The following is a 25,101-nucleotide window of genomic DNA, read 5'->3' as shown; positions in this document are numbered from 1 at the left end:
CGGTATTGAATTAGTTTGAAACAGCAATTTTTAAAATCGTATCTAAAGGGTGAATTTCTAATAGCTGGCATTGCGTTGTTGTACGCAAAATTGCATGTTTATCGCTGCCTTGCTTTTGTAATTGCGAATGAATGATTCACTCTTACTTTCGCTTATTACCGTTGAGAATTTGCCCGATAAACGTTTTGCGTACGAAGAGTTCATAACTGAGCAAGCAGAACATCAAGGTAACAATGCAAACACAGGCCCACTTTAAAGCCCAGTGAAAGGGCAATTCGGCTACGGCAATTTGCAAATACACCACCACGGGAAGGTGAACTAAATAAACCCAGTAGGAAGCACCTGATATGTAGTTCATTAACTTACTTGGTAATTTACTCGACTGTATGTTGAAATCTTTGTCCGACCGTTTATGTGATGAAAATAACCTCTTACACAAACCAATAGAAAAAGAAACAAGAAACCACATCATAATGGCATAAGACAAAACAAATCCCGCCTTAAGCCATACTCTATTGGGATGACCCCATTGCATTTCATAGTCTGCGATTACTATTGCCACTATAATCGCTGTTAGCCCAATGATTACGTCATACCACCTAATACGAAAAAACGCATCAATAGATATAGACTTGCGGTTCAGCAACCAGCCTAAGAAAAAGAACAAGCTATATGTCATGAGGGTAGGTATATGCGGTATAAGAGATTTATCTGGTGTATATAATCCCCAACTAGGCATAAACCATAGACAAAGCGCCGTCAGAATGATCAATACTATTTTAGATAGTGGCGTAAAACACAGCCAAAGCACAAACGTATCTGCCCATTGCGAGATGTGGCGTAGTACCTCTGCATTTAGACACGCTATGTATCTTAAGCCAGTCACCAATAAGGTAATAAGCATTAGGTAGTATAGAAACCACAGGTGCGTACCAACGAATAAGTCACTGGGTATCGTTGATTCAGAGTTTAGTGCTAAATTTTCGAAGCCTTGTTTCAAGGCTAATAATATCTCTACGTCGCCTTGCATACTCTGCCCGCCCATTATCCAACCACCCACTAATAATGGGCGAAGCAAAAACCAACCCACAACAAACGGCAGCGCAATTCTTACAAACCGTACCTTAAAAAACACCGCTGAAGTATTTCGTTTTAAGCTCATTCGACTAAAAAAGCCCGCTATTAAGAAAAAAAGCGCCATGCGAAAGGAATGGCTTACTAATACGAAAGCACTTACGCTTTCACTGGTGTTGATGTCCATCACCGCCCAACCTATGAACACAGGTATAAACGACAAGCTTGCGTGAAATACAACACCTAATATAAGCGCAAAACATCGCACTGCGTCCAAATAGTCTAGTCTTTGTTGTAGCATGGCCATTGTTTACCCTAAGTCAAATAAGCTGGTACTTCTCTCGCACTCTGTCTAAAGCCGCAAATCCGCTAGTTAATTAATAAAAACTGACATCATCCAAGGCATAACTAAACGACGCTTTCTGTAAGCTATAAGCCACAATGCTTAAGCTATTTAATGTTGAGGTATCCAATGTAGTTTGCTCTGACCAGCCTCTTTTCATTGCTGAAAAAGGGATTTTAACTTCGTGAAACTTTCCATCAGCGGCTATCATCACGGGTGCTGCGTGATAGTCAAAATTAGTCACTAGCGTGCTATTCGCTGAAATAGACAAATTTCCTTTATCAACTTTAACCAAAAGCTTGATGCCTTCGAATTTGCTGGCGTCTTTGGCCACGCCTAGTGGACTTAATGGCAACACAGTACTCGCCCATCCTGGCTGACCTCGTGGCGGTGTTAGATCTCCACTTATTTTAATAACACCACTATCTATGGTTTGTTCTGTCTGCGAAGCACCACCAGCTACAGAATCATTTAAATACTGCCTTTCAAACCCAGCAATAGTTTTGGTTGCATGCGAAAAGTCGTCTACCAACTCTGCTTCAGCTGCAAACACAGTGAAAGGTGCGTTCAAAAGTGCTAGCGCCATCAGTAGCGCGCTTCTGGAAGTCATTGTTAAGTTGTTTGTCATTTGTAAGCTCTCATTTCTACATTTAGTGATAAAGAACGGCGTCAGCTAAGGTATGCGCTGCCATGGTAAGAATAAGTGCCCATTCGGTTAGAAAAGGTGACAAGAAAATTGAATTTTTTTTGAAAGAAGAGAAAACTGGAGCCTGTTGAGCTACTCGGTACATTTTTGCAGCAAGGTGTTTATGATTTAGACGACAAGATCTACACAGTCTATAAAATGTTTGTCACCTTTTTACCAAAGCACGGCACTTAGGTATTACACACAACAACAATCGATGTGAATTATGTTTAGAAAACGAGTTATTTTGGATAACGAAGATGATGCAGCACTTGTCATGCATTCACTGGGGGGTAATCGCGATGCTTTTGGTGAAATAGTCAGTCGATACCAAAACCTATTGTGTTCCCTCGCCTATTCATCGGTTGGTGATATCAAGCAAAGTGAAGATATTGCTCAAGAAGCTTTTATTGACGCTTGGGTAAAGCTTGACACTCTTCGCGACCCTGAAAAGCTCAAATCTTGGCTGTGTGGTATATTGCGTTTTAAAGTCAGCCACTTTCGCAGACGGGAAAGTAAGCATATAGATGACACAACGAAAGACATTAGCGAAACGACTGAGTCTTGTAATGCCGTAACGCCCTTAGATGAAGAAGCAATACAACAGCAACACCAGTCGCTGATGTGGTCTGTTTTAAATAACATGGAAACTACCTATCGCGAGCCTTTGATTCTATTTTATCGTGAACAGCAGTCAGTAGAACGTGTAGCCGCTGAACTTGAGCTTTCTGAAGACACAGTGAAGCAACGACTTTCTCGTGGGCGAAAAATGCTGAAAGCAGCCATGTCGTCCTTTGTTGAAGAATCTCTTAAAAACAGTAAACCCGGTGTGGCATTTACAGTTGCGGTGGTATCAGCAATTGGTGCTATAGCGCCTCCGGCTAAAGCAGCAGCTTACGGTACAGGTATCGCAAAAGCAGGTAGCTTCTTCAAGTTCACAGCATTACTCACCCTGCTCGCTTCTTTTTCTGGATTAATAAGTACTTTTTTGGGCTTGCAAGCTGGTATGGCGCAAACACGTACGCAAAACGAAAGAAAGCTATTATTTAAAATTGTGGGCGCCTTTGTAGTCAGTGCAGTCATCTACGTTTTAGGCATGTTTTTATTAAAGGAACTGGCGCTAGTCAACAGCAATGCTGCTTTTGTATTTGCACTCATATCACAAGTGTTGGTTACATTATTTGTATGCGTGTACTTCTGGTTGGTTTACCGAATGGTGCACTCGATGAAACAACTTAGGGCTTTTGAGCGTAAATACAACCCTCAAGCATTCAGCGACTGTGCGTCACAAGTAGGATCAAAGCAAAGAGAATACATCAGTAAATGGCAGCTTTTCGGTGTTCCACTTTGTCACTTCCAATTTGGTATGCCTGAATATGGCGACAAACCCGCCTATGGCTGGGTAGCGGGGGGAACACACGCTTACGGGCTGCTGTTTGCCTGGGGAGGTGTTGCTATTGCCCCCATTAGTGTGGGCATTATTTCGGTGGGCGTTATTACTGTTGGTGCAGTGGGAGTAGGCATATTCGGCATGGGTACAGTCGCTTTCGGTGTTATTGCGTTTGGCGCTTCGGCAATAGGTTATAAAGCGTATGCTTCGCTATCGTCTGTAGGTTTAGAAAGTGCGTTTAGCCAAGGGTTCTCATTTGCAAACCAAGCCGCTATTGGCCCTATTGCCATAGGTGAGCACACTAACAACGATATCGCAGCACAGCTGGCCCAACTCAGCCTGCTCAATATTCACTATCATTGGTTTTTAGCAGCCATTGCTGTACTGGTTATAGTGCCAGCGGCGCTACACGCTTACACGGTTCGAAAAAGAATGAAGGTATGAGTTATTTCGGTGATAGACCGCCTTAATGAAAAGCGCAGTGTTTGCACTGCGCTTTCTACTTAAGATACTTAGGTTATTCGCTATCTGAAAGAAAGTAGCTGTGAATGGCGATGACGAGTAATTATGAAGCAGTTATGACCCGTTTAAGTGCGTTTGAAAACGGGTATAAACCCCGTTAGTCCAACCAAACCCAAGTTGCACGTCATACTCCCCGCCCCCCGCTTTGATCGCGGGCTCACACACATTGTATTTCTCAAGTAAAACACCGCTACTTGCATAGGTATCTTCGATAGTCTTGCAAAAGCGACGCATGATTTCTGATGCTTCGCTGTAAAAACCATATTGACGTAAGCCTTCAACGGCAAACAACTGTAGTGGCGCCCACCCATTTGGCGAGTCCCACTGTTGTGATGTTGTGTTGGTGGTCGTCACTACGCCGCCTTCTCGCAATAAGGAAAGCGTAAGTGTAGTTTTTACAGATGCAGCTTGCTGTTTACTTGCAATTCCCACAAACAGGGGCACGCTCATGGCAGCAGATACCACATCAGTTTGACGCATTGTAGGAAAGTGAAAATCGAAGTAGCCCCCTTTTGCTTCACTGTACAAATACGCATTTATGGCATTAATGCGATTAGTAGCGGCGGAAGCATACATGGCTTGTTCATCGCCCACAGTTACACTGGCTAACGTTTGTTCCAGCGTAACCAGCAATGCATTTAAATCTATGGGAATGATTTCTGTAGTTCTAATACTGGAAAGTAATTGTGGGTCAATAAGCCAGCGTGAACTGAAGTCCCACCCAGACTCACACGCTGCGCGTACATGTTGATAAAAAGCCGCTTTATCAACACCAATATTCTCAGCAATTTCGATATCTTCTCGATAAGATTCGGGTCTAGGCGTGCTTTCAGTATCAAAATAGCGATTAAGGAATTCACCTGATGGCATTTTAACTACGCGCAAATGTGCAGCAGGTTTATTAGATACTGCTGCTAACGGTTCGCTTGCACTACCTTTCATCCAAAAGGCGTATTCTTTTTTCATGCCTTCAATGACATAGCGCTTTTGTTCGTCGCTTAATGCGTGTTTTAGCAATTCATAAAACAACGCCAATATTGGAGGTTGACTGCGCGAGTAGTAATAAGCTCTATTCCCATTGGGAATACATCCCACTTCGTTAAGGATATCAACAAAGTTTTCTAACATGTTAATAGCCATACTAGTGCGGCCAGCGTCTATTAACCCAAGTGCGGTAAAATAGCTGTCCCAGTAATAAATTTCACGAAATCGACCACCTGGTACAATGTACGGTCTAGACAATGCTATTAAGCTGTCTTTATGTTGCCTATCAGGAATACGTGTTAACACACTCCACATATAGTCAATGTATTGTGCTACGTTGTCGAAATGCGTTTTTGACGTAATATTATTAGAATGCGGCAAATCAAAATGTGCCGTTACAAACGCAGATAAATCGACACTTTTCCCTTCTCGTTCAGCCTCAAGCATTTCCTTTTCATACTGTTTTAACACTGAACTTAAATCGGTTTTTACTACAGCATCTGCAAAAGTCTTGCTGTCTGGAAACAACGCGGCCATTTGCACATGCTTAAACAGATCACTGGCAAAAAAATGACAAGCTGTCTCGCCAGTTATGAGACAAAGAATTCATAGCAATCAGGCACCTTTCGCAGTCAAAGAAGACGATGCTCTTCTAAAGAAAAACAGCGTCACCACTAAAGCACTAATGGGGAATAACGATAAATAGAACGCTTGTTGGCCTCCCACAGCGTCAAAAATGAAGCCCGTGACAATAGAGCCTGTGGTTCCGCCCAAGGCGGAAAACACCACAATTAGCCCGGTCATTGATGCATGCTGTTCGTTAGGTAGTGCACTCAACATAACAGAATTAATAACCGGGTAAATTGGTGCCATCATCAAACCAATAAGTGGGATAAGAAATGCCGCTAAAGGGGCATCTGACCAGCTAGTTATTTCAGCACCCGTGACATTCTCAGCCAATGGGAGACTCAGCAACATTACAACAGCCATACCCACTAAGCATATATTTAAGAATGGATACCAATTCATACGGGTAAGTACAGCGCCGGCGGTTAGACGTCCAACAGCTAAGGCAATAGCAAAAATACTGGTAATTTGAATACTGACTTGCGTGGGTAGACCCAGTACTTCTTTGTTGAACGTGGGCAGCCAAGAGCCTATACCCTGCTCTATTAACACGTACAGGAATACCGAAAAATAAAACTAACACCAAAGGTTGGTACGCCAACTTAAGCATACTGAAGAATTCTTGAGCTATGCCTTTTGAATGTTCAACGTTAACCGGATGTATTGGCGCTAGCATAACAATGATAAACGTGAACCCCACCAGCGCAGCTAATAGATAATAAACGTTCAACCAGCTCAGTGACGCATCGTTGTTCGGGTCGATGAACCATGCAAAAACCCAATAGCCCGACAACACACCCAGCATGAAAATACCTTCAACAGTATTCATCAATGATGAATGCGCTTTTGTTGAAGAAGAAAGCTGCCCAATAATGGCGTAGATAGACACTTTCACCAGTGCAAAGGCTGTTCCTATGCATGCAAACAGCACTTTAATAAACCAAAAACTACTAATAGCTGGCGTCGCAGCACATGCCACAGCAACTAGCGCCAAACCGACGAGCATAGAAAGCTTATAACCCACACGAGGAATAACACTTGCCACAAAGAAAGAGACAATGGCGATGGAAAGATCTTTAAACCCTTCTAACGTACTAGCTTGAGGTTTGCTGATATCAAAACTGTTGATTGACTGAAGGATAACAGTACCCACACTGTTTAGCAGTATGGCAAAGACATAGTAGCTAATTGCAATTGCTGCAATGACCATTAATCGTGACATATGTAACACTCTGTTAACGTAATTAGGCAGGAGTGTAGACGCAAGAGAACAAAAATGCAAACGTTTGCAAAGCCCAGCTTCAGCCTAATTACTACAACGAATAACGCTGACAGAAAACATTACAAGGCTAACAAAAAAGACAAATACTTGTTAATCATGTTTAGTTGAGCGGCGCACAATAAGCGAGGTTTCAACAACTTGGCTTTCCGTTGGCTTGTTTTCCAACTGGTTTATCAATTGCGCTACCATTAGCTCGGCCGCTTGCTGTGTATTTTGCCGTATTGTCGTCAATGATGGATGCATTAACTCAGCGAGTGAAATATCATCATAGCCTACTATTCCCACATCGCTAGGAATACCAACATAACGTTCCTTCAAGGCTTTCAATGCCCCTAATGCGACCATATCACTCACGCACACGATGCCATCAAAATCTAAACCATTCGATTTGATTCGTTCATTAATGTATTGGTAGGCAGCCTTAGACGTAATATCAATTGCGCACGTGCACGAAGGGTCAGGTGTTAACCCCGCTTCCGCATGTGCTTGTGTATATCCTTTATGACGCTCTTGCATTTCTGCGTGTTCAGAATCGCCTAGAAACAAGACTCGCTTGGCACCCCGACTGAGTAGGTGTGACGTTCCTTGATAGCCACCTTGGAAGTTATTTCCGCCAACGATAGGGTATGGCGCTTGGGTCTTCGCATCCCCCCACACCACAATAGGCACACCACTTTTGGCAGCCAAATCTATTTTGGCTGTACTTTTACCTTGCCCAATTACCAATATGCCATCGGCCCGCTGACTATGTATAAAGTAATTCGCCCAATCGTCTGACGCCATAAACGAGTTAGAAAGCAATAATTCGTAACCTTTCGCGTTCAATGCCTGATTAAGCTCCCCCACTAATTTAAGTAAAAATGGGTCGGTGGTGCTTTGCTCAGTATTGTCGATAAGGTTTAGAATTACCGCAATAACGTGTGTCTTTTGCGTACGTAAACGGCTTGCCGCAGCATTAATACTGAAGTTATGCGATTTAGCTAACGCTTGTATTTTTAGACGCGTTTCTTTCTTGATAAGAGGGTTATCTTTAAGTGCCCGAGATGCAGTAGACGTAGACACGCCTGCAAGTTCTGCCAATTTGGCCAGTGTTAATTTTGTATCAGATGCCAATGTCTATTTACTCAGCTAATTGTATCACTTCCGTTCCCTGTCTCTTCTATGCACACACAAAAGTAGGAAGTACATAAACGACGCTTTACGGCGCTAATTACAATATAACGCACAAACGCCAAGCGTAAAACCTTGTTAACAACAAACTACAAAAAATTTGCAAACGATTGCATTTTATCCTTGCAATCGTTTGCAAACAGATCTATTTTGTTCACCATTCACGATGCGTGTAACATTTTTTAAACTTGTTTAACGCATTCAGTTAACAACGCACCAACACACTTTTCGGGAGCACACACCATGAAAACGTTGTTTACAAAAGGAATGCTGGCAAGTGCAGTAGCGGTAGCACTAGCGCAGCCTACAATGGCACAAGAAGATGCCAAACAGCCAACTGTTGATAACACAGAAGTAATCATTGTTAGTGGTACGCCAGGTGGCGCAGGTATCAGAAAGATCGATGCTAGTTTTGCTGTAACAAATATCGATGCAGATGACATTGGCAAACTTGCCCCTAAATCGACCGCAGACCTTTTTAAAGCAATTCCAGGTGTTTGGGTTGAAAGTTCTGGTGGTGAATCTGGCGCAAACGTATTTGTGCGCGGTTTTCCAGGTGGCGGTGATGCCCCTTTCTTAACCATTGCGCTAGACGGTTCTCCTATTTATCCAGCGCCAACGCTTTCATTTTTAGAAAACTCTCAACTATTTCGAATCGATGAAACTATCGAAATGGTAGAAGGTTTACGAGGTGGTCCAAACCCTGTCGTAAGTAACGGTCAACCAGGTTTAACAACCAACTTCCGCTTAAAGCGCGGCAGTGATTCAACCGAAGCACTTGCTAAGTACACTGTGTCAGATTATGGCCTTAACCGTGTGGATGTTGTGGCAAGTGGTGCACTAGCAGATGACTTCTACTACATGGTTGGTGGTTATATAAAGAGCTCACAAGGTATTCGTGATGCTGGCTTCAATTCAGAAGAAGGCAACCAATTCACAATCAACTTAACTAAAATATTTAGCAAAGGTGAATTGAACCTCTATACCCGCCAAACAGACGATCACGGCACATGGTACTTACCAACACCACTAAACGTAGATGGCATTGATGCAAACTACACGCAAATTGGGCCATTGAATCGTCAAGCAGACATTACCTACGGTCCAAATAATACTACTGAATCGTTCGACTTTGGCGACGGTCGTGGTTGGGATGGTCACGTGAGTGGCGGTAGCTTAAAACTTGATTTGCCTAACGACTGGTTCCTAATCGATCGCTTCAACCTAACAAAAGGTAAAGCTAATACCTTTGGTCTTGTACCCAATGGTTCGGCAGTAACCGTAGCAGATGTTGCTGATAACGGTGAAACCGCGACTGGCGCAGTGACAGGTACTGTATATGATGGTGATACACCTATTCAGCAAATTGGTCGCTGGGTAGTACTAAAAGACATTGAATCATTTACTAACGACATTGCCGTTTCTAAAAGCTGGGAAGACTTCGACGCCTCATTTGGTCTTTATACTGCGACAACAAAAGCAGAAGACTGGTGGAGCATTGGAAACCATGCGTACCACGTATTAGTACCAGGCGGTGAAATGCTAGATGGTATCGAATGTAACAATACTCCAGAAGGTTGTGGCTGGAGCTACGACATTAATTCTGTAGGCGATGCGAGCACCTTCGCATTTTATGCAACTGGTACTTGGTATGCTACTGAGGACCTAAGCATTGACCTTGGCCTTCGCCGTGAAAATCACGAAGTAAGTTATTCTGTAGATGAAGGACTAGACGGGGTTGTTACAAAGGCACTTGAGTACGATGAAACCAAAACATCGTGGACATTAGGTGCAAACTACGCACTAAACGATACCAGCGGTGTATTTGTACGTATGAACCGCGGTTTCAAAATGCCTTACTTTGATGACTTCCGCGACAACTGGGGTGCTTACACAGGCGGCAATGATCTTATTAAAGAAGTGACCCAGGGCGAACTTGGCTACAAATATATGAATGACGGCATTCAATTCTTCGCTACCGCTTTTGCCAACGAAGTTAAAGGTGACACATTTGTACGTCTTCCTGGAGCGCCTGCTGAAATTCTTACCAATGAAGCTTATGGTGTTGAATTAGATGGTCGTTACAGCCACGACTCGGGTTTCTCTGTTAGCGTAAATGCAACGCTTCAGGAAACAGAAATTACGGCAAGTGCCACAAATGAAGGTAATGAAGCCCAACGTCAACCAGGCTGGCAAGTACGCGTAACACCTAGTTACGGCTTCGATATTGGTGACATGTATGCGACGGTATACGGCACATTGTCTGCTGTTGATGACCGTTTTGGTGACAACGAAAACACGGTTGTACTGGAAGGCTATGAGAAAGTGGATGTAGGTTTAACACTTGAACCCACTGAATCACTACGCGTTCAATTCTCGGTTGATAACCTAACCGATGAGCAAGGTATTACAGAAGGTGATCCACGCAACCCAGACTCACCGAATGGCCGTTACATCATGCCTCGTAGCATGAAATTGAGCGTATCGTACCTTTTCTTCTAAAGTCCTAAAAACTTAGTGTGATGTGTAAAAGCCGGCCCGAAGTTGCCGGCTTTTTGTTGGGCTAGAACAAATGAGAATGGCTTGACAGTTTTCTGCTTGAACTGCACCAAATCCATTGATGCTGCATGAAGAGCGCTTGGTTTCAAGTGCAGTTAATTGTCGAAGTAGCCATGACTTCTGAATATTCGATGTGGCCATACCCACTTCATCACTTACTCGAGAAATTTCTTTGTCTACATTCAAACAAATACGTTTGCTAGGCTCAAACCCACCGCTTGCCATTACCCTAAAAGAGGGTAAAAAGGTAAGCAAAATAAAAAGTGATACCGTTAGTAACGCGCTAGATCGCTTCATGCTTGCCCTCGATAAATCATCATCGTTCTTATACTTAATCGCATAGTGTAAAACCCAACGACTTCCTAGTCCTTTAAAAATATAGCAGCTAATCACCATTACATGATGTTGCAAACGATACGTAGTAATAAGTAAAACTCGATATTTATACTAAACGATACAATCAATCGTCCTTTAAGTTAGTTATCTCTATCTTAAATATTTCTTTGTGTTCCTGTTGATTTAGTTGTTCAAGCTTTACATATCGCTCTTTTATCAAAGTAAAATCAATCTGAGTATCAGACTTCCCATCGAAAGTTGTGCTGTTTTGCAGATTGACAACTTTCATTCGCTCTTCAACTGGATATGCATGCGCAATATCCGTTGAATTTCCAAAGGCCATTCTCACAAATCTAAAATTATCACCACTTTCAGCAACAATTATTTGGCCGACTGCTGGACGCCGAAAGGCCAAATCTGTCTTGCCATCACCATCATAGTCGGCTGGAGCAGGAATATCTGAAGCTTTTGCGCCAAAGAAAAGCCGATATATCTCGTTATTTGATGAGTAACGAATGAACCACATGCCAACATTCGGTCTACGCACGGCCACATCGTCTATTCCATCACCGTCATAGTCTCCAGGTACCGCAATATCATCTTTCTCAGAGCCAAATGAAATACGCTCTATTTGATTTGGACTACTACTTTTTCTCAAAATCCATTGTCCATACTCGGGACGACGAATCGCAATATCAGCCTTACCATCACCATCATAATCAGCAGGAACAGGAATATCACCTGTACGATTTCCAAAAACGAAATACCTATAATTACTTTCATCTGAAGAAGGGCGAATTATCCAAGTGCCCTCATTATTACTGTTTCGATATATCCCCAAATCCGTTATTCCGTCACCATCATAGTCAGCAGGTATAGGAATATCGCCAGGTTTGTCTCCAAAATAGAATCTCGATATGTTCCCGTTTGAAGAGTTTCTTACGATCCAATTACCTTCACTACTCCTAAATATCGCAATATCAGCTATTTTATCGCCATCAAAATCTCCTGAAATTGGAACATCTGTCGCATTGGCACCAAAGAATGTTCGTTCTATTTCACCATCGCTTGAGCGTTTGATAAATTGATATCCCGCCGAAGGTCGTCTAACTGTAATGTCTGCAATACTGTCTCCATCGTAATCAAACATAACAAAATTTGTTTGACTAGATGAGTTTTGGAACGTACCCGTGTTGGCAGTATTTACATTCACTGAATTCCACTGAACCTTTCCAAGTTCCTCAGACTGAAAACTCCAAACAGTTACGTTGCCACACCCATGGGCAATAATTTCTGGATGCTTATCTCCGGTTAAATCATGTACTTGAAGTCTAAATGGAAAACTGTCCTCAACGTCACACCCTTCCCGTTGAAAATTATTCCATAGGCTGCCATCTTCACGCCAAACCTGAATGTCTTTTCCAGATACAATAAACTCCACCTCTTCATCATTGTCGAGATCAGCTACAACTGGTGTTAAGTTTTCAGTATGAAAAACATTGTAGTTGACACTTAGAGGACTATTACTTGAAGTACCTAAAACATCACCAGACAACGTCGTTGAAACCAAATTTTGACTAGCGAAAAAAGTAGTAATATCGAAATGCTGTTTATAAAATGCATCTAACTCAGGCAAAAAGCCATCTCGAACAAACATAATTCTTTCTGGCTGTTTGTCGTTATTTATGTCTGCAAGTGCTACGGAAAAAGATGCGTCTAACTCACTAGATTGGCTTGATATATCTGTAACAACACCATGTGAATTTATGTAAAAAGAAGATAAATAGATACCCGTGTTTTCATCATTAGGCTCAACGTACGCTGAGATATAAACGGGAATTGTAGAAGAGTTATCATTCTCGTAAAGTGATGCTGGAAAACCAGCTTTGATCTCACCAGAGTGATCTAGTGCCCACACTTTTGATTCCGTTTTCCACAATCCAGATTTGACGTAAATTTCGTAAAGCCCGTCAAAGTCTAAATCAGCGATTGCCATACTGTATCCATACTCTCCGCCAAAACTGGCATCCTCAGACAATGTAAGATCTACTGGCCATCCGTCTACTATATCTCCAGCGTTACTAAAAACGTGAACTCTAGCTTGTAAGGAATCGTTTTGATTGCCTAAAACGATAATTTCTTTATTTGAAGAATGAGAAATATCTTCAACCGCAACATATGTATTATGAAACCCTCCACCTATGGACTTGGGAAAACCAGTTAGAATCTCCGCGTTTACATCAAAAGCAAACAAACTAGGTGTGGCATCTAAACTAGTACTAGCACCCGTTATCACAACATCAAGCTGTTCATCGTTGTCGATATCTGCCAGGGCAAAGTTATTACTGCTAGAGAATAGTTCAACCGGCCATCCCGGAAGAATATTACCTTGATAATCAGTAACATAAATCATGCTCGGCGTTGAAAATGTTCCAGACGTGACAAAGACAATTTCATTGGTACCATCACTATTCAAATCAGCAACATGTAGTGCATAAGGGCTCGCATCCAACTTTTTACTCCACAATAGCGCGTCATCTACAACGATCTTTTGTGATTCTATTTTTAACGAGTTCTTGTATTGTACTTTAAGTTGTAATTGATACTCGCCACTACTTAAGCTACTGGTATCGATGTCGAGTAATTTGCGCCCCCCACTAGGGAAGCTCTCTTCGCGTATCAGTGTTATCTCTGAAGTAGCTGAGTCATCGACTTTCGTCGCGACTATTTCAAAATACTCAAAAGGATATGTAGTATTCCCCTCACTTATTGCAATGCTAGTATTTAACGAATCTCCAGTTTTTACTCTATATGGAGCATTGAGAGAAAAACTGATGTCATCTACAAGAATACTTATGACATCATCAAAGGTAATACCGCTATCATCTTCAACTTCCAAACTGAGAGTTGCCTTTCCTTCCGCTAGCTGTAAGGTATCCAGTTGAGCCAGTTCTTCAGAATTATGACTAGCCTTATCGCTAGTTTCTTCAAAAAGTATCTGTTGATCAGCCGATTGTATTTTCAGGTACCAAGATTTGAAATCCTGACTATTGGCGACGCCTTGAATTGAGAGTATTTGTTGAACGACATCTCCCGTCATCGGGTTGGTAATACGAGATTCTCCCACTGAGCTAAAGTCAACGACACTTCCACTTACTAAGCCTTTACCATAGTAGTTAATCTCATTTTCATATACGCTCACAGCAGATTGCCTTAGAGCTTGCCTAATATTTTCCGGGGACCATTGAGGATTAAGAGATTTAAGTATTGCGGCAAGCCCCGTAACATGAGGCGCCGCTGCAGAAGTACCGATGAAGTGATAATAAGTGCCGTTGTCACTTCCTGTTATAGACTGAAACAAATCAAGTGATGATGGACCAGATGTCAAAACACCGCGACCATAAAAATCTGAATAATTATCTCCCGCGGGGGCAGTTACATCGACTCCATAACCAAAGTTACTATAAGACGCTGGTTCGTATTTATTCTCTATGAATTGCTGTTCCGATTCATCATATGACTTTTCCATAGCAGAAACAGTAATACCATAAGGAACCTTAGGTGGTAGCGCTTGCTCAATGCTAGAACTGCTGTTCCCAGCAGCTTTTATCACGGTGACACCTGATGCCTCTGCCGCAGACAAAATATCTTTCTCAAATAAAATCCTAGCAGAAAAGTCTTCTTCACTAAGCTGTCCTTTCTCTATCCCTCCACTTAGGTTAATTACGTCAGCACCATTTGCCACGGCATAGGGCACAGCAATAGTAAAACCAACAGATGGCAGAATTTTCACACTGGGTGACACGCCGGCAATGCCGGATGCATTATTGCTCACTGCGCCTATAATTCCAGCTACAGCGGTGCCATGACCGTTGTTATCGGAAACATCATTACTTTGAGTGTTGAAATTCCAACCGTAAACATCATCAATATATCCATTGCCATCATCGTCGATGCCATTTTCTGGAATTTCACCCGGTATTTTGTAAATATTGTCAGCAAGATCTGGATGATTAATATCTATCCCAGTATCCAGTACTGCAACTACAACATCCTCTCCCATAGACTTTTCCCACGCGACATCTATAGCCATAGCATCTAGTGACCACTGCTGAGAAAAAAATTCGTCATTTACACGAGGGACAGACTGCCAAGTATTATAGGATGGTTTAGGTAACGCATACTCTATCGAAGGGCTATTGCGTAAAGCTTTCAAGATAGATTTACAATCTAGTTCTGTACTTGGCGTTAATATTTGGATGTGATTTAGTACTTCCGATTCAATTAAGCCACTTGACCAATTATGTTGTTTTTCTTTGAGTTTACTTTTAATAATTGAACGCTGGCGTTCTGCCACTTTACTGACCATTCTGCTTGGATACAACGACTGGCTTTCTCCAAACTGCTTTGTAAATTGCTGTAAAACAGAATGGCTAGAGATTGATGTATTGTTGAGGTCAGGAACGGTCTTAAACAATATTTTCGTAGAGCAACCACCTGCCTGAGGAATTGACGCGTAAACACTAGACGAGAAAGTAAGTAAGGAGAGAATTGCAAAAACGCGGCTCGAGAAAATCCCTTTTGAAAAATTCATCATTATTCCCTTAAGTTTATTTTAATTTTATTCCTCACAGTATTTTATAGTGGTCAAAAAACGAACTGTCAATTTTATGATAGTCCTTTAGTTGATTGAACATGAAGGTTGTTTGCCTGATTGGCCTCTAACAAAAGCTTAAGAACTCTTCTTAAGCTTTTGTAATTCATAGAATAAGCACTCTATTTTGGCACAATCATCTTCGTTAATAATTGAATGAATGCCATAACAGATTTAATGGGCGCCGATTCATGCATAGTATGATAACCGCTGCTAGGAATTTGCAGTGTTGTGCCGTCCACCAGCCCTGACGAAGCCGCAATAATGCGCCCTAATTCTGTTGAGCCTAATGATGTTGGTGTCTCATCAGCAGGTTTTAATGCATTTTTTTGTTCTACATACTCATCTTTAAACAGGGTTTTATAGCCCATATCTGAACACAGTTGAGCCAGTTTTTGAGTTAACTCAACGTTAAACTTAGCATTGGCGTCTTTATTCCTTAACACCAAATCTTGTTCAGCCGCTAATTCATTAGTGTCAAAAGGGCTTGTATCTACCACAATCAACTGGTTTGTTTGGCCACCAAAACGCCTAAACCATTCAAGTAAATAGCGCCAACTTTTACCCGCCTCTTCTTGAGCAGTAAAAAACGCAGTCCCTTCAAAACCGAGTTCAAATAAATACACTAACACGGCTGCTGTTAATACGTTATCTAACTGACCAACAACAAAATCGTCTGCGACAGAAAGGTGATCGTTAAACGCTACAGGCGTACCGGCTACCAAATGCTCTAAACCCTTTAAAGAGAAAATAAGGTTATTTCGAAACTCACATACACTGGCAGATTCAATATAGCCTGCACCGCGATAGCTGCCAGACCAAGGTTCATAAGCGTAAACTTTTTCTCCTTGAAACCTACCAACAATTTTGTTCATCAACTGTTCTGATACCGAGTTACCCAGTAAGTCTGAACGGGCACCCGCTACAAACGCCGCATATTGGAATTCATTGGGGCCAGTACAAACCAGCCCATGTCTATCAATATGGGCCGATAAATAGAATTGGTCGGGTTTACTTCCTTGTGCAACTAATAACCCTTCATACCACGTAACCGAGGCACCGCGCTCTTCCAGTTCACGCTGTAACACACGAAAGAATGCATGCTCGTTGCCAACCACACTTGGTTGGCGCATAAATGCATGTAATAACGAGGTAAATTGCTCAGGTAAACCTAACGCGTTATCCATTGATGAAGTAACCAATGACATAAAAAGTCCGAAATAAAAAAGCCTAAAATCTTGCTCAATATTCAGACTTTATTGTGAAAAAGTGAAATGATAAATTTTAATGGTAACGACACGCGTTAGCCTGCTGTCACCGAGTCATAAACCACCACTCGCTCCCAAAGGTGAGCATAGTTTTCAACAAACTTTACATGTAGCGGATGCACCTGATATTGATTTTGTGCCTCTACACTTTCAAACATCATCATTTCCGATACGTGATAGCTGCTATCAATAACATCACGTTCTTGTGTTGAAGCTGGAACGCCTACGTGCAGTGACTTAACTTGAGGAATGGCAGCCAATTCCTTTAAGCCAGCGATAAGCTGTTCTTTGTCGCTTTGGGATGTAGGGTCTTTCAACCAAAAAAATACCGTATGAATAACACTAGGAAGAGAAGCTTGTGTTTCGGCTTGAGTAGGCAACGCTGTAAGCGCAACTGCTGCACCAGCACTGGCTAAAAATTGACGACGAGTGATAGTAGACGTGTTCATTTCTTTTCCTTACTCGGTTTTGACAGCACCTTCATGGTTGCCAACGTTAAGGCTTCCGTTGCTGTAGTTATTACTTTCTCAGCATCTGGAGCCCAAAACGGGCTGTGTAACGACGGCAAAGGTTTCTCACCACGTTGCGCAGCTTCCCAGCTTTCTTTCGGTACGCCACCAACCCAGAACAGCAGGCTTTTAATCGACTTGTCAGCTCGGTAATAGCGAGCAAAATCTTCTCCTGCCATAGTCGGAGGTTGCTTGACTACCATCTCTTCACCCAGCTTTGATTTAAAATACGTCGCCATTTCCTCAGCGAATTCAGGGTTATTAAATGCCGCAGGCGTATATTCATCTTTAATAATAACTTCAGGCAGCATGTCATCTGATAGCCCAGCGGCAATACCTTCCCCTCTGGCAATTCGCGCTATACCGTCTAATAACTGTTGGCGTGATGCATCTGAGTAACTTCTTACCGTTAGCAACAACGTTGCTTTGTCTGAAATAATATTGTGCTTCGAACCGCCGATAAAACTACCGACCGTAACAACCGCTGAGTCGAGAGGATCCAACTCTCGGCTCACTAATGTTTGCAACGACGATACAATGCGACTGCCAAGTACGACCGGATCTTTCGTAGCCTGCGGATAAGCGCCATGACCACCAATACCTTTAACGATAATGTCCACGCTATCCACGTTGGCAAAGGTATAACCAGGAGTATAGCCAATCACCCCTGCTGGAATTGCTGCCGAGTTGTGAAAAGCAAAGGCGTAATCAGGTTTTGGAAAACGTTCATAAAGGCCATCAGCGAGCATATCCCGCGCGCCCTTGCCGCGTTCTTCGGCAGGCTGCAAAATCATAACAACGGTGCCCGACCATTGTGTTTTAAACTTCACAAGTTGTTTTGCTGTGCCATACCAACCAGACATATGAGTATCGTGGGCACACGCATGCATTACGCCAGACTCTACGCCCTCATCAGTAGTAGCGGTAACCGTTGAAGCGAAAGGCAATCCGGTTTGCTCTACCACAGGTAATCCGTCCATATCAGCACGAATTAACACTACAGGCCCTTCACCATTTTCAAGTACCGCTACAACACCCGTACCCCCCACGTTTTCAGTCACCTCAAAGCCAAGTTCTCTGGCCTTATTCGCGAGAAATGCTGCGGTTTTCACTTCATAACCACTTAACTCGGGGTTAGCATGCAAGTACTTGTACATGTTCATGAGCTGAGGAATATCATCCTGTACAGCTTTTTTCACTTCAACTGATTCAGCCTGCACTATGCCACTGCCAAGCCCCAGCATTACCAAGCACAAACCCGCTCTCATTGTTTTTTTCATAACAGCATCTCCTTCGATATCTAAGAACAATACCTCACAGTGGAAGATGATGAAACAGCAAAACGTTTACAGTGGTTGAAACAAGAAAAGGCCTCGTATTTCTGCAAGGCCTCTAATGATGGTGCCAGACGGGATTGTAACGCGCCAGGCACTGGCACCGACACGGTCGGTGGTTTTAATACTGAGATTGAAAAAGGCCTTGCATTTCTGCAAGGCCTTTAATGATGGTGCCTCAACCTGGGATCGAACCAGGGACTCGCGGATTTTCAATGTAATCCAAGAGTTTAATTGATTGTTTTAATTAGTTTTTTATTTTTTTGCATAAGCTAGCGTTTCATGACCTACGACCAGCATGGCAAAGTAAACCAAAAATCTATTCGCAACTTTGATGCTGGGCGTTTTGAACCACTGCAACGTGTACCGGCTTCCAAATGCAGAACTCTGCACTTTAATTAATATTTATGTATCTTTACTTACTTTATTTCGTGGTTAAATCTCTAATGAAAACCCTATTAAAAAAGTACGCCCACTCAATGTAGTATTATAAGCTCGGTCGTTTGAATCGCTGTATAGTTCCTCTCTAACATCAGTTAAATTTAGACCTTCTATTGTCACCCTTAATGATTGACTGAGCTGCATACTCGCTGATGCATCAATGTAAGTAGTTGCATGATAGCCTGATTCGTCTTGGTCAGTATTTCCTGGCTGGGCAGACAATAAATAAGGGCTGCGGTAGACAGCAGAAACACGGGCCGACCATTGCGGCTGCTCGTAATACAACGTAAAGTTATAACTACATTTAGATAGCCCCGCGAACGTTTTAACCTGATTCTCCCCCGTTCCTTGTACATCTCGATAAAGAGTTTTTCCCTCTGCGTAAGTGAAGTTGGTATTAACCCCAAGAAAATCGAAAGGGGAAGGAAGAAATGCTAAATCACGGGAATAAGTAATTTCAAAACCTTTAAAGGTGGTTGTATCGGTATTCTGCGGTGTACTGACATAAAAAATATCATCTACACTATCCCCATCTTGAAGCAAGCTGGCGGAAAGCCCCAGTTCGCGAAACGGTATAGCTTCTGCATCTTCCACCACGAAATTATTAATCCGCTTGAAGAAGCTAGAAAGAGCCAAAATACCACCATCTTCGAAATACCACTCAACGCCGGTTTCTACATTCAATGACTTCAAGGGCTTTAAATAAGGGTTGCCTAAAAACACCTGTCCAATGTCGCCTTCATTCCGGGATGCTTGCGACACTTCAGCGGTAATAGCCAAATCTTGAATAGACGGCCGCGTGATATTCTCATCTACGCTGGCACGCCATAACCAGTTGGAATTGAGTTCAAGTACGGTATTTAGGCTAAAAAGTACGTCGTCATAAGTTTTGGTGACGGTGGACGGCAATCCCTTTTGAATACCTGAAGACGTAAACTGCGTATTGAAATACCGAATGCCCCCTTGCGTATAAAGTGGCTTACCCAGCCCATGTCCTACGCTATCGTACATCGCGTATAGCGCGTATGTGTTTTCTTTTATTTTAAAGTTGGAACTTTCTATAGTGTCCTCGGCCGCAAGCTGCAGATTCGCCAAACCAAAATGCGTTTGAATAGCGTTAAGGTTGCCTTGTATCCATGTTTTATCTGGGTGCTGACTGAACAGAGATAAGTGCACTTTAGACAGCGCGTTGTTATCAAGAGTAGGGTATATACTTCTAGCGCGATCCATACCTGTGTTCTCGAAGGACTTATAATGTGCTCCCACCGACACAGAATCACCGTTACTAAGTAAATAGCGAAGGGATGCCTTCGCATTATCAAACGAAGTATGCATTTCGTTTTCTTGAAAGTAGAGATCTTTCACTGTCAATCCGGTTAGGGATGCCGAATCCATATTGGTAGAATAGCTCTCTCCATAAAAACGGTCTTCACGAAAGTCGGTAACAATATCCACTCCTGTTTTACGAATGTTCACTTTGTTCACTTTAGGCTGCAAGTAATTACTGGCACTGGTGCCAAGGCTAACGTAAAAGCTTAGTGCAGAAGTGGGGCACCACTGACTTTCCATATTTAATTGATAAAATGTTGACGTGTTTTCATCTTCCCGAGTTTCTATACGCCATGTAGCTTCCGTATATTTCGCAAACAATATCTCTTTGTCGTTTTTATTTTGTTCCCATGCGAGTAGCGTTACATTGTCATTATCTTTCACGGCAATATGATGCTCATCAAGACTATTTTGTAAACGGCTGGCAATACCATTAAACGCAATTTGCCACTTATCGTTTGGCGCGTATTGCAGTGAGGCTGTTACCCCTAATCGACGTTGATTATTGTTCCAAAGAGAATATCGATGACCTCTGGGAAACCAGAATACGCCTTGTGCTAATTCGTGCTGCAACACACTATCTTCTTCTCCGCTGTAACGCTTTTTCTCCTGTCGCCACCGCGTAGTATTAGTTCCAAACTCAGTAGTGTGTCGCTGACTGTATACGGCAGAAACAAGACCTCCTAGTTTGTCATTTCGTCGGCTGAACAACCCAATCATACTTGGGTCCAGCTGTTTGCTGTTTTCGTTATAACTTTGTTTGACGGTAAAGGTATTTATATCACCCACAAAATCGAAGGGTTTTGGCGTATACAACATAACTGTGCCACCAATACCGCCTTCATCTTGTTCAACCGAATACGATTTACTTACATCAATGCGGTTAAAAATCTCTGATGCAAACAGAGTGAAGTCGAAGGCTCGGGTGCGACTCACACTTCCTCTGGCGTCCATTGCCGATGACGTCATTGCCATGGCTTCCATACCATTTATCTTTACGCGGGTAAAGTCAGGACCTAATCCCCGAAGTGAAATCTGTCGCCCTTCGCCTCCTTCACGGGTAATCGTAATGCCTGGTATACGTTGTAATGAATCAGCCAAATTCAAATCAGGGAAATCGGTAATGTCTTCTGACAAAATTGATTCTTGAGTGACCATGGCAAGACGCTTAATCTCTCTGGCACGAATAAGAGATTGGCGAAATCCTGTAACTTCTATTTCAACAGTAGGATGAGTACGAGTGGTAGCGTTGCTTTCTGTTTGGGTTGTTTTGCTAGTGTTTTCGTTTTGTTGTGTGTCGCACCGGTGAATAACCCAGCCATTTTGAACAGGCGCTAAACAAAGTGAAAACGGTTGCAGTAGTGAAGATAAATCACTGGCGTTAGTCGTGCGCCATTGTTCAAGCGTAGTAGTTAACCCCTTAAGTAAGGTGGGGTCAAAGGCAATGGTTTCGCCGGCTTTACGGCTAAATTCAGTAATAAGCCGTGATAAGGGAATAGTATTGATAGCTTCGTCTGGTGACGCTTCTTGGGCAGCAATACAAGTAGGCGATAAACCGACCGCTATCAACCAAAAAAAGTGATTAGCAATGACCACTGACTTTTTGCTGCTTCGATTTATCATACCAATTTAGTTAACTTGTTGACGTATTTCGAAACCTGAACGAGTATCAGCAACATCCAATTGATAGAGGGAACTAAGTATCGCTAACGTTTGCGCAGTGTCCTCTAGTTTAAACCGACCAGCCACCCTGTGTTTACCAATAGTGCTATCTATCAACAAAATAGGCTTATCAGAATAACGGTTCAATCGTTCCAACAAATAAGTAAGGGACTCATCATCTACTTCTATCCATCCGGTGCGCCAATCTACCACTTGTGACAAATCAACACGCTGCACCGGCTCTACAATTCCCCTATTAATCGTTATTTTCTCGCCGGCCTTAAGTAGTAAAGGCGCACTATCGACCGTACCTCGAATTTCTACAATGCCCTCGTGTACTACCACATCAATACGCTGTCCATGCCTATCGATGTTGAACGCCGTGCCAACAGCCGTCACTGAAGTCAGCCCGGCCTTCACTGCAAACGGGCGAGTTCGGTCTTTCGCCACATCAAAATACACTTGTCCTTTTTTCAAGTTCAAGTTGCGGCTAGCGTCAGAAAATAGAACAACTAGTTCACTTTTGGGCTGTAATTGCACTTCACTACCATCACTTAATGCCTGGTGCGCGGAAGTAATTAGCTGTGGAGAGGTAGAGGGTGTTGTAACGTGATAGTGTGAAAATATTAACGCAATCACAAGTAACGACGCGGCAATAGCACTTCCCCATGTCACATGTGAACGCTTTCGGCTTGCGGTTCGCGACGACTTTTGAGCCTTTAAATAAGCAGCATGAATTGCTGGTTCTTCCCAAGTTGCTATCATTTTTTCTAACGCTTCTTGGTGTTGCTCACTTTCTTCTAACCAACGGATAAAACGACGTTTATTTAACGCATCTAAATCTCCGTCTGCGAGCCGGTCAATCCACTCACCTGCCTCTAGGTATGTCTTTTCTTGTTGGCTTGTCATTATCTACCTGCTTTATCCAGATGCAGTTGAATATCTGCCATTGCGCGCGAAATATGCTTTGTTACTGCTTCTGCCGAAATATTCAAGCTAGACGCTATGGCTTGACGGCTTTGACCTTCGATACGACGCATTTCGAAAACACGCCGACGTTGAACTGGCATGGCATTCATCACTTGAGCAATGAGCTCGATGCGTTGTTGTGTTTCAAGGTGCAGCTCTGGATTTTGTCGGTAGCATTGTTGTTCATCAGCATTGTCAGTGTCTAGAAGCTGGCGTTTCGAAAGCAGATTTCTCGCTACGCGAAACGCATATGCAAGAGGGTTATCAATAACGGTTGCTTTAGATTGTTCTAAAACGCGAACGATTGACTCTTGATAAAGATCAGCCGCCTCTTCACTGTTAACGGAGTGCCTGTGCAAGTATTGCTTGAGAACTTTTGAATTTATCAGCGTTTGAAGTGAAGCGCTGGAGGTTTCTTCTGGCATGTCTAACGACGATATTGCTGTATTATTATAATGGTCACTAATCATCGCATTCACCTGTGACAGATTCATTGCAGTGTCGAGAAGTGTGAGGATTGGGGTGATGTAAATATACGGGATTGCTATAAAACCAGAGATCATCCCACGGATTCTCGCCTTTGGGATCAACCTCTGGCTCCAATTCTTCTTTTAAGTTGGTCCCGCGTACTCTTATGTAGGCATCGTTGTTAGGTGCGGGCAAAGTAAATTGCACAACATTATACGCTCCCTGTCTTTTCCAATCTTGCTGATAAAAACGGTGGCTCACCTTCACAGGCGCTTTTTCTGTTTGGGGGTATTCGCCAAGCACGTCTCCATAGATGATATCTAATCGCTCTACCGCCGGATACTGACGATTGAAGTTAGCACCTTGCGGATCGTGAAACGCGACAGTAACAGTTACAGGCGCTTTATTGTTAACATCTAAATCTAACGTATCACCAATGTCAACGCGCTTAGCTCCATGCTGAACACTCACATACAGCTCGTCAATCAAATCACCGGTAACAATAAATACATTTCCTTCGCGCAGACCATCTAGTACGCTGTCGTAGTCTCGTGACGCTCGTACATACGTTTTTGCGTATTCTCCTGGCCAAAAATCTGTTCGGCCTTCGGTATAATGCGCATGGCTATCAGAGACAGCGGTAACCGTCCACTTTCTGCCTTCAGCCAATAATTTATCCCAAACCCCTCCAACAACGGCTGACATTTGGTCAGTGCCACCATGGGTTGGATAGCCAAAATACTCTGCGCGAGGCGCTCTTGGATCATTCGTACCATCTGGGTTTATTGATGCAGCTTGATGCCCGGGAATCGCGGTCATACCGGTGACCACATCTGGCGCAGCATCCTGCCACTCCCGCATTTTCTGCGGTGTAACCTTTTGGTACACATTCAAATCAGTAGCCTTTCGGGCGGGGTGATTCACTAACAACACCGGTCGTGGTGACATATTCTGCATAGCTGCTAACGCGGTAAGCATAAAAGCCTGCGTATCTCGTGGAGATTCGTCTGGGTAAATTTCTCTACGGTTGTACTGACTTTCCAACTCAAAAAGTTGGTCGGCTTCTTTCTCGCTTTTTGGAATAATCAGCGTACTGTGTCGCGCGCCTGGTGTGTCGAACTCCATCCCATAAAACTGCATAATTTCTGGAATGGCGGCTCTGGAGGCAACCAGTTCCGGGTACGCTGAATTTCGGTTTACTGTACTGTGGTTTGGACCGCCATGGTCGGTTGTTACCATCCAATCTAATTGATGAAATGCTGCCATTTTAGCGTTCAATGCAGTGAAATAATGGGCGTCACCAAACAAGAGCGGTGAAGGGGGTTGAGTCTTCCAGTTCCATCGTGCGCTATATTTACCATGAATATGGTGGTCACCGGCTAGCCAAGCTTTTCCATCTTCAGGCACAAAAACAAGGCTTTCATTGTGTTGGTGGTTTACCGATACACACGCTGACAAGACAAGTAACCCGCTTGCGAGCGTTGTCATTAGAGTT

16 protein-coding genes and 1 pseudogene are annotated in these 25,101 nt (G+C 43.0%); 3 read left to right on the top strand and 14 right to left on the bottom strand.

Translation table 11 applies throughout. The annotated features are described in order from the left end of the window. Window positions 1-142 precede the first annotated feature (142 nt). The gene (locus EYR97_RS11040; RefSeq protein ID WP_219996018.1) at window positions 143-1,375 is read right to left on the bottom strand and encodes an acyltransferase family protein; all 1,233 of its coding nucleotides are present in this window, start codon (window positions 1,373-1,375) and stop codon (window positions 143-145) included. Between the two features lie 76 nt (window positions 1,376-1,451). Further along, the gene (locus EYR97_RS11035; RefSeq protein ID WP_207308055.1) at window positions 1,452-2,045 is read right to left on the bottom strand and encodes a CIA30 family protein; all 594 of its coding nucleotides are present in this window, start codon (window positions 2,043-2,045) and stop codon (window positions 1,452-1,454) included. A 304-nt stretch (window positions 2,046-2,349) separates the two neighbouring features. Here EYR97_RS11035 and EYR97_RS11030 point away from each other — a divergent pair, with 304 nt between their 5' ends. Then, complete coding sequence (locus tag EYR97_RS11030; protein WP_207308054.1) at window positions 2,350-3,936, top strand: RNA polymerase sigma factor; 1,587 nt, start codon at window positions 2,350-2,352, stop codon at window positions 3,934-3,936. 132 nt (window positions 3,937-4,068) lie between these two features. On the opposite strand, the gene EYR97_RS11025 is transcribed toward EYR97_RS11030, so the two are convergent. From EYR97_RS11025 to EYR97_RS11015, 3 genes and pseudogenes are all read right to left on the bottom strand, one after another. Beyond that, the gene (locus tag EYR97_RS11025) at window positions 4,069-5,535 is read right to left on the bottom strand and encodes a trehalase family glycosidase (RefSeq protein WP_131093866.1); all 1,467 of its coding nucleotides are present in this window, start codon (window positions 5,533-5,535) and stop codon (window positions 4,069-4,071) included. A gap of 78 nt (window positions 5,536-5,613) precedes the next feature. After that, a pseudogene (locus EYR97_RS11020) lies at window positions 5,614-6,847 on the bottom strand (MFS transporter). 150 nt (window positions 6,848-6,997) lie between these two features. Next, the gene (locus tag EYR97_RS11015; protein WP_131093865.1) at window positions 6,998-8,020 is read right to left on the bottom strand and encodes a LacI family DNA-binding transcriptional regulator; all 1,023 of its coding nucleotides are present in this window, start codon (window positions 8,018-8,020) and stop codon (window positions 6,998-7,000) included. Between the two features lie 300 nt (window positions 8,021-8,320). On the opposite strand from EYR97_RS11015, the gene EYR97_RS11010 reads away from it, so the two are divergent. After that, window positions 8,321-10,579 carry a TonB-dependent receptor gene (locus EYR97_RS11010; protein ID WP_131093864.1) on the top strand — a complete coding sequence of 753 codons (2,259 nt, stop codon included), beginning with the start codon at window positions 8,321-8,323 and terminating at the stop codon, window positions 10,577-10,579. Between the two features lie 12 nt (window positions 10,580-10,591). Here EYR97_RS11010 and EYR97_RS11005 read toward each other — a convergent pair whose 3' ends face one another. The 5 genes from EYR97_RS11005 to EYR97_RS10985 all read right to left on the bottom strand — a co-directional run bounded on the left by EYR97_RS11005 (window position 10,592) and on the right by EYR97_RS10985 (window position 18,683). After that, window positions 10,592-10,933 carry a hypothetical protein gene (locus EYR97_RS11005; protein WP_131093863.1) on the bottom strand — a complete coding sequence of 114 codons (342 nt, stop codon included), beginning with the start codon at window positions 10,931-10,933 and terminating at the stop codon, window positions 10,592-10,594. A gap of 163 nt (window positions 10,934-11,096) precedes the next feature. Then, window positions 11,097-15,569, bottom strand: a complete 4,473-nt coding sequence (locus EYR97_RS11000) for a S8 family serine peptidase (RefSeq protein WP_131093862.1) — start codon at window positions 15,567-15,569, stop codon at window positions 11,097-11,099. 179 nt (window positions 15,570-15,748) lie between these two features. Beyond that, on the bottom strand, window positions 15,749-16,834 hold the full coding sequence (locus tag EYR97_RS10995) for a peptidase M42 (protein ID WP_242634984.1): 1,086 nt from the start codon (window positions 16,832-16,834) through the stop codon (window positions 15,749-15,751). Window positions 16,835-16,929: 95 nt separating this feature from the next. Further along, window positions 16,930-17,343: a Dabb family protein gene (locus tag EYR97_RS10990; RefSeq protein WP_131093861.1), complete on the bottom strand. Its 414-nt coding sequence runs from the start codon at window positions 17,341-17,343 to the stop codon at window positions 16,930-16,932. Next, window positions 17,340-18,683, bottom strand: a complete 1,344-nt coding sequence (locus tag EYR97_RS10985) for an amidohydrolase (RefSeq protein ID WP_131093860.1) — start codon at window positions 18,681-18,683, stop codon at window positions 17,340-17,342. The genes EYR97_RS10990 and EYR97_RS10985 overlap by 4 nt, the downstream gene beginning before the upstream one ends. A gap of 39 nt (window positions 18,684-18,722) precedes the next feature. Between EYR97_RS10985 and EYR97_RS10980 the strand changes: the two genes are divergently transcribed. Then, window positions 18,723-18,905 (top strand): hypothetical protein, encoded by a 183-nt coding sequence (locus EYR97_RS10980; RefSeq protein ID WP_131093859.1) that lies wholly within the window; start codon window positions 18,723-18,725, stop codon window positions 18,903-18,905. A gap of 267 nt (window positions 18,906-19,172) precedes the next feature. Here the strand turns inward: EYR97_RS10980 and EYR97_RS10975 are convergent, their stop codons facing one another. The 4 genes from EYR97_RS10975 to EYR97_RS10960 are packed head-to-tail and all read right to left on the bottom strand — an operon-like array spanning window position 19,173 to window position 25,094. After that, entirely contained in the window at window positions 19,173-22,130 is a 2,958-nt protein-coding gene (locus tag EYR97_RS10975) for a TonB-dependent receptor (protein ID WP_131093858.1), read from the bottom strand. A gap of 6 nt (window positions 22,131-22,136) precedes the next feature. Then, window positions 22,137-23,078, bottom strand: coding sequence for a FecR domain-containing protein (locus EYR97_RS10970; RefSeq protein WP_131093857.1), 942 nt, complete (start codon window positions 23,076-23,078; stop codon window positions 22,137-22,139). Continuing rightward, window positions 23,078-23,608, bottom strand: a complete 531-nt coding sequence (locus EYR97_RS10965) for a sigma-70 family RNA polymerase sigma factor (protein ID WP_165478025.1) — start codon at window positions 23,606-23,608, stop codon at window positions 23,078-23,080. The genes EYR97_RS10970 and EYR97_RS10965 overlap by 1 nt, the downstream gene beginning before the upstream one ends. Beyond that, window positions 23,601-25,094, bottom strand: coding sequence for a phosphoesterase (locus EYR97_RS10960; RefSeq protein ID WP_181409144.1), 1,494 nt, complete (start codon window positions 25,092-25,094; stop codon window positions 23,601-23,603). The genes EYR97_RS10965 and EYR97_RS10960 overlap by 8 nt, the downstream gene beginning before the upstream one ends. Window positions 25,095-25,101: the final 7 nt, after the last annotated feature.

This window comes from Alteromonas sp. KUL42, assembly GCF_006538325.1.
Taxonomy (GTDB): Bacteria; Pseudomonadota; Gammaproteobacteria; order Enterobacterales; family Alteromonadaceae; genus Alteromonas.
This window is presented reverse-complemented; position numbering and strand designations above follow the sequence as displayed.

Excerpts from the sequence above, each read along its gene's own strand:
- EYR97_RS11040 (WP_219996018.1), bottom strand. The coding sequence starts at position 1,375 with ATGCTACAACAAAGACTAGACTATTTGGACGCAGTGCGATGTTTTGCG.
- EYR97_RS11010 (WP_131093864.1), top strand. The coding sequence starts at position 8,321 with ATGAAAACGTTGTTTACAAAAGGAATGCTGGCAAGTGCAGTAGCGGTA.
- EYR97_RS10970 (WP_131093857.1), bottom strand. The coding sequence starts at position 23,078 with ATGACAAGCCAACAAGAAAAGACATACCTAGAGGCAGGTGAGTGGATT.
- EYR97_RS11035 (WP_207308055.1), bottom strand. The coding sequence starts at position 2,045 with ATGACAAACAACTTAACAATGACTTCCAGAAGCGCGCTACTGATGGCG.
- EYR97_RS11000 (WP_131093862.1), bottom strand. The coding sequence starts at position 15,569 with ATGATGAATTTTTCAAAAGGGATTTTCTCGAGCCGCGTTTTTGCAATT.
- EYR97_RS11005 (WP_131093863.1), bottom strand. The coding sequence starts at position 10,933 with ATGAAGCGATCTAGCGCGTTACTAACGGTATCACTTTTTATTTTGCTT.
- EYR97_RS10985 (WP_131093860.1), bottom strand. The coding sequence starts at position 18,683 with ATGAAAAAAACAATGAGAGCGGGTTTGTGCTTGGTAATGCTGGGGCTT.
- EYR97_RS10995 (WP_242634984.1), bottom strand. The coding sequence starts at position 16,834 with ATGTCATTGGTTACTTCATCAATGGATAACGCGTTAGGTTTACCTGAG.
- EYR97_RS10965 (WP_165478025.1), bottom strand. The coding sequence starts at position 23,608 with ATGATTAGTGACCATTATAATAATACAGCAATATCGTCGTTAGACATG.
- EYR97_RS10975 (WP_131093858.1), bottom strand. The coding sequence starts at position 22,130 with ATGATAAATCGAAGCAGCAAAAAGTCAGTGGTCATTGCTAATCACTTT.
- EYR97_RS11025 (WP_131093866.1), bottom strand. The coding sequence starts at position 5,535 with ATGGCCGCGTTGTTTCCAGACAGCAAGACTTTTGCAGATGCTGTAGTA.
- EYR97_RS10960 (WP_181409144.1), bottom strand. The coding sequence starts at position 25,094 with ATGACAACGCTCGCAAGCGGGTTACTTGTCTTGTCAGCGTGTGTATCG.
- EYR97_RS10990 (WP_131093861.1), bottom strand. The coding sequence starts at position 17,343 with ATGAACACGTCTACTATCACTCGTCGTCAATTTTTAGCCAGTGCTGGT.